Here is a 7,904-nt window from a genome sequence, read left to right as displayed (position 1 = left end):
AGCGGTCCTGACCAGGAGTACCGAAGAGGTACAGGATCAGGTCCTGGTCGAGGGTGATGCGGCCGAAGTCCATGGCGACGGTCGTCGTCGTCTTGTCGCCGGTGTGGGTGAGGTCGTCGATGCCCGCGGAAGCGGAGGTCATGACGGCTTCGGTACGCAGCGGGTTGATCTCCGAGACGGCGCCGACGAACGTGGTCTTACCCACGCCGAAGCCGCCCGCCACCACGATCTTCGCGCTGGTGGTTGAACGGGCCGCGCCGCCGCTAGAGCTTGCGAAGTCCACTGAGCACCCTTTCGAGCAGTGTCACGTCTGGCTGGCCGCCGGCGGCCTCGTCGCCGCCGGGCTGGTGGATGGCGACGAGTCCGGCCTCGGCCAGGTCGGCGACGAGGATTCGGGCGACGCCGAGGGGAATGGAGAGGAGGGCCGAGATCTCCGCGACCGACTTGATCTCGAAGCAGAGCCGGCAGATCCGCTGGTGCTCGGGCAGCTGCCCCTGCAGCCGGGCGGGGTCGGCCGTCGTACTGACCAGCGCCTCGATGGCGAGCTGGTAGCGCGGCCGGGTCCGGCCACCGGTCATGGCGTACGGACGCACCAGCGGGTTGTGCCCGCCGGAACCGCCCGCGGCGCCGCGCGAGGTGGACGGCGAACCCGCGGCCGACGGGACCTGAGGCTGCGCGTAGGGCTGCGACACGCCCTGTCTGCTCGGGGCGGAGGGAAAGTTGAACCGGTTGTTCTGCGCGGTGTCCCCCAGGGGCGCCTGGTGCGCGTCATAACCGTTGTAGGGGCTCGCGCCCGGCGGTGTACCCACGTCTCCTCCTCCGACTGCCTCGCGGTCCATGTCCCTTGAACCGCGCCACCGCACCTTACGGTGCGGTGACGTGAAACGCACTGTCTGTCTGTTAGTTGAGAAGACTTCCCTGAAGCTCCGCCCGGAGGTCGGGAGTCAGAACCGTGCCCGCGCGGTCCACGAGCAGAGCCATCTCGTAGCCCACGAGACCGATGTCGGCCTCCGGGTGGGCGAGCACGGCCAGCGAGGAGCCGTCCGAGATCGACATGATGAAGAGGAAGCCGCGCTCCATCTCCACCACGGTCTGGTTGACCGCACCGCCCTCGAAGATCCGGGACGCGCCCGCGGTCAGCGAGGTCAGTCCGGAAGCGACGGCCGCCAGCTGGTCGGCGCGGTCACGGGGGAACCCCTCGGACATCGCCAGCAGGAGTCCGTCGGCGGAGACCACCACCGTGTGGGACACCCCGGGGGTGTTGTCCACGAAGTTGGTGATCAACCAGTTCAGATTCTGCGCCGCCTGGCTCATGCTCACACTAACGCTCCTGGTTGTAGGTACTGCCCGGGCCGAGGCCCGATCCGTTCGTGTCCGTTCCCGCGCTGCGCCCCTGCTGGACGCCCCGGCGCAGGTTGCTCAACCTGCCCCGTACGTCCTCGGGTGCGCGGGAGACCTGGGGGCCGCCCTGCGGGGTCTGCTCAGCCGTCCCCTCGACCAGGTTGGCCTTCGGGACCCGGCGGGGGAGACCGGACGAGGTGACCCCGCCCGCCTTGGGGTCCTTGAGCTTTCCGGCCCGCTGCCAGCGCTCGTCGTTGGTCGAGCGCCATTCGTCGGAGCCGTCGGCTGCGTCCTGCTGCTGCACCGGCTGCGCGGGCTTCGGCTGCTGCGGCGCCTGCTGCGGCACCTGCTGCGTCTGCGGGGCGACGCTGCCGCGGCGCGGCAGACCGGCGTCGGTCAGCGCGTGTCCGGCGTCCGGGGCGGGACTCGCGGTCGGGCCCGGACGGTCGAAGCCTACGCGCTCGGGGGCCTGTTCGGGAGCGCTCGGAGCAGATTCCGGTTCCGCTCCGAAATCCTGTCCGTAGCCGCCCTGGTAAGCGTTCTGATCAGGCCACTCTGCCTGATGGGGCTGGTGATCGAACGCATTGCCGTACTGCTGGTGTTCGGTTCCCGGGGTCTCGTACGAGGCTTCCGCATAGCCCTGCTGCGGGTACGCCTCGTAACCCTGCTGCGGGTAGGCGTAGCCCTCCTGCTGCGGGTAGCCCTCCTGCTGCTGGAAGCCGTCCTGCTGCGGGTAGCCGGCCGCGTACTCCTGGCCGTACTCCTGCGCCGGGTACTGCTCCGTCGGGTACTCCTGGGCCTGCTGCTGCCCGTACTCCTGACCCTGGTCGAACTCCTGGGCCTGGCCGTACTGCTCCGCCGGCTCCGTCTCGTCGCGGAAGAGCGGACGGTCGCCGCCCTGCGCCTGGGCCTCCAGGGCGGCACGCCGCCCCTCGCGCTGGAGCGAGCGGTTGACCGGGTCGAGCTGGCGCTCCTCCTCGGCCGGCTGCTCGTAGCGCGAGTCGTCGAAGCCGAGGTCGGCCGCGGTGAGCATCGGCTGCGGCGCGGAGCTCTCGAAGGCGTTCTGCTGTTGCTGCTGCGGAATGATCTGCGAGACGGTGAAGTCGTCCTGGAGCGGCTGCTCGCCGCCACCGCCGTGCGTGATCGCGTCCGGCAGCATGATCAGCGAGGTCGTCCCGGCCTGCTCGCCCGAGGGGCGGAGCTGGACCCGGATGCCGTGCCGGTCGGCGAGCCGGCCGACCACGAAGAGGCCCATGCGCTGCGAGACGGCGGCGTCCACGGTCGGCGGGTTGGCCAGCTTGTGGTTGATGTCCGCGAAGTCCTCGGCGGTGAGGCCGATGCCCTTGTCGTGGATCTCGACCATCACGCGGCCGTCGGGCAGACGGGTCGCGGTGACGCGGACCTTGGTCTGGGGGGAGGAGAACGTGGTGGCGTTCTCCAGGAGCTCGGCGAGCAGGTGCACGAGGTCGGTCACGGCCTGGCCGTGGATCTCGGCCTCCGGGACGCCCGCCAGCTCGATGCGCTCGTACTGCTCCACCTCGGAGGAGGCGGCGCGCATGACGTCGACCAGCGGGACCGGCTGGTCCCAGCGGCGGCCCGGCTCCTCGCCGGCGAGGACGAGGAGGTTCTCGCCGTTGCGGCGCATACGGGTGGCCAGGTGGTCCAGCTTGAAGAGGTTCTCCAGCTGGTCCGGGTCGGCCTCGTTGTTCTCCAGGTCGGTGATGAGGGTCAGCTGGCCCTCGATCAGCGACTGGTTGCGGCGCGAGAGGTTCGTGAAGATCGCGTTGACGTTGCCGCGGAGCATGGCCTGCTCGGCGGCGAGCCGGACGGCCTCGCGGTGGACCTGGTCGAAGGCGCGGGCGACCTCGCCGATCTCGTCCTGCGAGTCGATCGGGATGGGCTGGACGCGGGTGTCGACCCGGCCCGGCTCCGTGCGGGAGAGCTGGTCGACCAGCATCGGCAGGCGCTGCTCGGCGATGCCGAAGGCGGCGTTCCGCAGCTCGCGCATCGAGCGGCTCATCTGGCGGGCCATCATCCCGGCCAGGATGAAGGCGGCGAGCAGGGCGACGACGACGATGCCGCCGTTGACCCAGGCGTCCGTCTTGGCCTCGTCGGAGATGTCGGCGGCCTCGGTCACGGCCTTGTCGACGAGGGTCTTCTCGACCTCGCTGTAGCCGTCGAACTTGGCGGTGGCGACGGCCATCCAGGTCTCGGGCGTGATGCCCTTGCCCTTCAGCTCCTTGATGCCGTCGGCGCCCTTGGCGGTGCCGATCTGGGAGGCGACGCCGGAGTAGACGGAGCCGTCCTTGCCCTTGGGGAGCTCGATGCCGGCCGCGGTCATCCGCTTCTCGCCCTCGGCTGCCTTGCCGGCCATGACCTTCTTGAGGAGGTCGACGTCCTCGGGCAGACCGCCGGAGTTGAACTCGCCGAGGGCGATCTGCTCCAGGTAGTTGTACGAGTTGAACGCCACGGACTGCTGGGCGAAGACGGCCTCGTCGTGGCTGGGCCGGACCAGGAGCTGGGTGCCGATGGAGCGCTGGAGGGACTCCGCGCCCTTCGAGAGCTGGATCGCGTAGACGGTGCGGCCGTAGCTGGTGATGTTGCCGGTGCCCAGACCGAGCTCGTTGGAGAACTCCATCAGGTAGTGCTGCACGCTCGTGTAGCCGAGCTGGGTGTTCACCGGGTCGAGGGAGCGGGTGTACGCGGCCTTGCGCAGCGTCTCCAGCTTCGGCTCCTCGTCCTGGAACAGCCGCAGACGGCGCTCCAGGCCCTGGCCCGACGGCATGTTCTTGACGGCCTCGTCGAACTTGGCCTTGGCGGAGTCGGTCGCGGCGTACGCCTGGGTGACCTCGTCGACCTTGCGGTCCTCGGGGGTCTTCGCGGCCAGCAGGGGGCCGGCGGTGAGGTCACGCTCGTTGAGCAGGGCGGTGCTGTACTCCGAGGCGGCGCGCACGATGAGCGCCGTCTTCTCGGCGTCCTGCGCCTCCTGCCAGGTGTCGATGGCCACCTTGACCTGGAAGCCGCCCATGACGAGGCCGACGAGCACGGGTATGCAGAGGATCGCGTTCAGTCGGGTGGGCACCCGCCAGTTGCGGGGCGAGAGCTTGCTGGAGCTGCCCTTGGGAGCCTCCACGGGGGGCGGCGTCACGGGCACGTCCGCGGGCGACATCGCCGTACGCGACGGCGGCGTGAAGTTGCCCCGCGTCTCCTGCTCCGCGGAGCTTTCCTTGCTTCGCCTCACTCGACCAACAACCTCTCGGCGTCGGCACCTACGTTGTGCCGGTGTTTCGTTCAGGGCCGTACTACTCGGGAGTTCATGAATTGCAGCACGTGAAGGGTGTCCCTTCCAAACAGTGGGAAGCGGCCCCTTTCAGTGGTCCAGGCCTCGCATAAAACGGGCATAAAGAGCGAGCCCCGCCAAATGGCGGGGCTCATGTGAGCGCAGTGACACCGGTCGGATGCATCGGGTGTCCGGGGCGCCCCAATTCTCTGTCGAAACGTTATGAACTCGGGGACGGCCGTGTCGAAGGACACAGACCGCCCCTGGCAGCGGCATATGACAACTGCCCTGACCGGTCCCTCTACTTGAGGCGTGCCATGAGGGCGTGCTCGACCAGGGTGATGAGCGCGCTCTTGGCGTCGGCGCGGTGGCGGGCGTCGGTGGTGATGATGGGGGTGTCGGGGCCGATCTGGAGGGCCTCGCGGACTTCTTCGGGCTGGTAGGGCTGGTTGCCGTCGAAGCCGTTGAGGGCGATGACGAAGGGCAGGCCCGAGTTCTCGAAGTAGTCGACGGCGGGGAAGCAGTCGGCGAGGCGGCGGGTGTCGACCAGGACGACGGCGCCGATGGCGCCGCGGACGAGGTCGTCCCACATGAACCAGAAGCGGTCCTGACCAGGAGTACCGAAGAGGTACAGGATCAGGTCCTGGTCGAGGGTGATGCGGCCGAAGTCCATGGCGACGGTCGTCGTCGTCTTGCCACCGGTGTGCGTCAGATCGTCGATGCCGGCCGACGCGGAGGTCATGACGGCTTCGGTACGCAGCGGGTTGATCTCCGAGACGGCGCCGACGAACGTGGTCTTACCCACGCCGAAGCCGCCCGCCACCACGATCTTCGCGCTGGTGGTCGATCTGGCCGCGCCGCCGCTAGAGCTTGCGAAGTCCACTGAGCACCCTTTCGAGCAGTGTCACGTCCGGCGTGCCGCCGGTCTCTCCGTTGCCCGGCTGGTGGATCGCCACCATGCCGGCCTCCGCCAGGTCGGCCACGAGGATCCGGGCGACGCCGAGCGGCATCGACAGGAGGGCCGACACCTCGGCCACCGACTTGACCTCGAAGCAGAGGTGGCAGATCCGCTGGTGCTCCGGAAGGAGCGTGGCGAAGTGTGCCGGGTCGGCCGTGGTGCTGACCAGCGCCTCGATGGCGAGCTGGTAGCGCGGCCGGGTCCGACCGCCGGTCATCGCGTACGGACGCACCAGCGGCTGGTCGCCCTCATGTCCGTACTCGTCGACTGAGGCGCCGTACGGATCGTGAGAGGCGGGGGGCGGGGTCATGAATCCTCCGGGCGTGACAGCAAGACTTCTGCCGTCTGATGGGGCCGGTGGGGGGCCGGGTGGGGCGGCCGGACGATGAACAGTGCCCAGAACGGTACGGAGGGGCGTACCGCCCTGCGTGTCGGTCGATGCGGACGGGAGTGGGGCCCGTCCGCCGTGCGTGACCTAGTGGAGCAGACTGCCCTGGAGCTCCGCACGGAGATCCGGGGTGAGGACGCTGCCGGCCCGGTCGACCAGCAGCGCCATCTCGTAGCCCACGAGGCCGATGTCGCACTCGGGGTGAGCGAGCACGGCCAGCGAGGAGCCGTCCGAGACGGACATCAGGAAGAGGAAGCCGCGCTCCATCTCCACCACGGTCTGTGCCACGGGACCGCCCTCGAAGATCCGGGACGCGCCCGCGGTCAGCGAGGTCAGTCCGGATGCGACCGCCGCCAGCTGGTCGGCGCGGTCACGGGGGAATCCTTCGGACATGGCCAGCAGGAGTCCGTCGGCGGAGACCACCACCGTGTGGGACACCCCGGGGGTGTTGTCCACGAAGTTGGTGATCAACCAGTTCAGATTCTGCGCCGCCTGGCTCATCGCGTTCAACTAACGCTCCTGCTGATGGTTCGGACCGAGGTGGTGGCTACCCGTGGTCGAGTTGCCGGCCTGGCGGCCCTGCTGGATGCCGCGGCGCAGATTGGTGAGCCGGCCGCGGACGTCGTCGGGTGCACGCGAGACCTGGGGGCCGGCCGTGTGGGCCTGCTCCTGTGCGGTCCCGGGTACGAGGTTGGCCTTCGGCACACGGCGCGGAAGGCCGGAGGTGGTGACGCCGCCGGCCGCGGGCTTGCGCACCCGCTCCGCCTGGCGCACCAGCTCGTCGTTGGGCGAGGTCCGCCAGGCGGCCCCGCCGTTCTGGCGGCCGCCGTCGCCGGCCGGGTCGCCGGCCGGACGGGGCGCCGGAGCGGACGGCTGCGACACGACCGGGGTCTGCGTCGTCTGCGTCAGATCCGCCTGCCTCGCCTGCTGCTGGGCGTACCAGTTGCCCTCCAGCGGGTCGTTCAGCGGGACACGACCCTCACCCGCGCCACCGGCCGGCGGCAGGGCCTCCGGACGGCGCGGCTGCTGGAGCTGCGGCTGCTGCGGCTGCCGGCCGGCCGGCTCGGCCGGACGCGGGGCACCGAAGTCGTCGCCGCCCCGCTGGCGCGGCGCCGGGGGCTGGGCCTGCGGAGCCTGCTGCTGGGCCTGCGGCACGAAGGGCCGCCGGCCGAACTGCTGCTGCTGACCGCCCTGGTACGCCTGGGGCTGCTGGGCCTGCGGCTGCTGCTGCGGGGCGCCGAAGTCCGGCTGCGGGAACTGGCCGGTGGAGCCGGGACCCTGCGGAGCACCGAAGTCGGGGCGCGGGAACTGCGCCGTCGACGCCGGGTCCTGCGCACCGCCCTGGTAGGCCTGCGGGGCCTGCTGCTGCGAGAACTGCTGCGGCTGCTGGGCCTGCTGCGGGGCACCGAAGTCCGGCTGCGGGAACTGGCCCGTGGAACCGGGACCCTGCGGAGCCGCCGGGGACCCGAACAGGCCCGCCGACTCCGGCTCCTCGTGACCGCGCGGGGCGTCCAGCGGGGACATCTCCTGCTGCGGGCGCCGGACCGGCTGCTGCGGGTCGTTGCCCCAGCTCGCGGCCTGCGGGCGCTGCTGCTGCGCCTGCGGGTTGCCGCCGGGCAGTTCGGCGCGCGGGAAGTCGTACCCGCCCTGCTGGTTGCCCTGCTGCTGCGACTGCTGCTGCGGTGCCTGCGGGCCGGACTGGTTGCCCCACACGTCCGTACGGGACGGGATGGCGCTCGCGGCGCCGCCGATGAGGCCGCCCCCACCGGGGCCCGGACGCAGCGCGTCGGGCGACTGGGGAGTCTGCGGGACCTGCGGCAGCCGGCCGGTCTGCTCCAGCTGGGCGTTCTGCGGCTGCGGGGTGCGGGACTGCGGCGCGCCCTGCGGGCCGCCGGAGGACGGGGCACCGTCACGGGCGGGCAGCGCGGCCCGGGGAC

At 70.7% G+C, this 7,904-nt stretch carries 7 protein-coding genes and 1 pseudogene; all 8 read right to left on the bottom strand.

Annotated features, from left to right (window positions below; all coding sequences use genetic code 11):
* Window positions 1-283 (bottom strand): ATP/GTP-binding protein (locus tag ABZ318_RS38240; protein ID WP_176902409.1); only part of this gene is annotated, 283 nt, incomplete at its 3' end.
* Window positions 264-809 (bottom strand): DUF742 domain-containing protein, encoded by a 546-nt coding sequence (locus ABZ318_RS38235; RefSeq protein ID WP_356907025.1) that lies wholly within the window; start codon window positions 807-809, stop codon window positions 264-266. The genes ABZ318_RS38235 and ABZ318_RS38240, both read right to left, overlap by 20 nt.
* A 91-nt stretch (window positions 810-900) precedes the next feature.
* Window positions 901-1,314, bottom strand: a complete 414-nt coding sequence (locus ABZ318_RS38230) for a roadblock/LC7 domain-containing protein (RefSeq protein ID WP_026057603.1) — start codon at window positions 1,312-1,314, stop codon at window positions 901-903.
* A 7-nt stretch (window positions 1,315-1,321) separates the two neighbouring features.
* The gene (locus ABZ318_RS38225) at window positions 1,322-4,582 is read right to left on the bottom strand and encodes a nitrate- and nitrite sensing domain-containing protein (RefSeq protein WP_356907024.1); all 3,261 of its coding nucleotides are present in this window, start codon (window positions 4,580-4,582) and stop codon (window positions 1,322-1,324) included.
* A 340-nt stretch (window positions 4,583-4,922) separates the two neighbouring features.
* On the bottom strand, window positions 4,923-5,504 hold the full coding sequence (locus ABZ318_RS38220) for an ATP/GTP-binding protein (RefSeq protein WP_116158662.1): 582 nt from the start codon (window positions 5,502-5,504) through the stop codon (window positions 4,923-4,925).
* On the bottom strand, window positions 5,485-5,889 hold the full coding sequence (locus tag ABZ318_RS38215) for a DUF742 domain-containing protein (RefSeq protein WP_356907023.1): 405 nt from the start codon (window positions 5,887-5,889) through the stop codon (window positions 5,485-5,487). The genes ABZ318_RS38220 and ABZ318_RS38215 overlap by 20 nt, the downstream gene beginning before the upstream one ends.
* A 165-nt stretch (window positions 5,890-6,054) precedes the next feature.
* Entirely contained in the window at window positions 6,055-6,468 is a 414-nt protein-coding gene (locus ABZ318_RS38210; RefSeq protein WP_030496942.1) for a roadblock/LC7 domain-containing protein, read from the bottom strand.
* A gap of 9 nt (window positions 6,469-6,477) precedes the next feature.
* A pseudogene (locus ABZ318_RS38205) lies at window positions 6,478-7,904 on the bottom strand (histidine kinase); the annotation flags it as partial.

The sequence above is a fragment of the Streptomyces sp. NPDC006197 genome (genome assembly GCF_040613865.1).
Lineage (GTDB): Bacteria > Actinomycetota > Actinomycetes > Streptomycetales > Streptomycetaceae > Streptomyces.
The sequence above is the reverse complement of the archived record's forward strand: the minus strand, read 5'-3'. Positions and strand labels throughout refer to the sequence as shown.

What these genes read in the sequence shown, in the direction of transcription:
- ABZ318_RS38230 (WP_026057603.1), bottom strand. Translation starts at nt 1,314, where the DNA reads ATGAGCCAGGCGGCGCAGAATCTGAACTGGTTGATCACCAACTTCGTG.
- ABZ318_RS38215 (WP_356907023.1), bottom strand. Translation starts at nt 5,889, where the DNA reads ATGACCCCGCCCCCCGCCTCTCACGATCCGTACGGCGCCTCAGTCGAC.
- ABZ318_RS38210 (WP_030496942.1), bottom strand. Translation starts at nt 6,468, where the DNA reads ATGAGCCAGGCGGCGCAGAATCTGAACTGGTTGATCACCAACTTCGTG.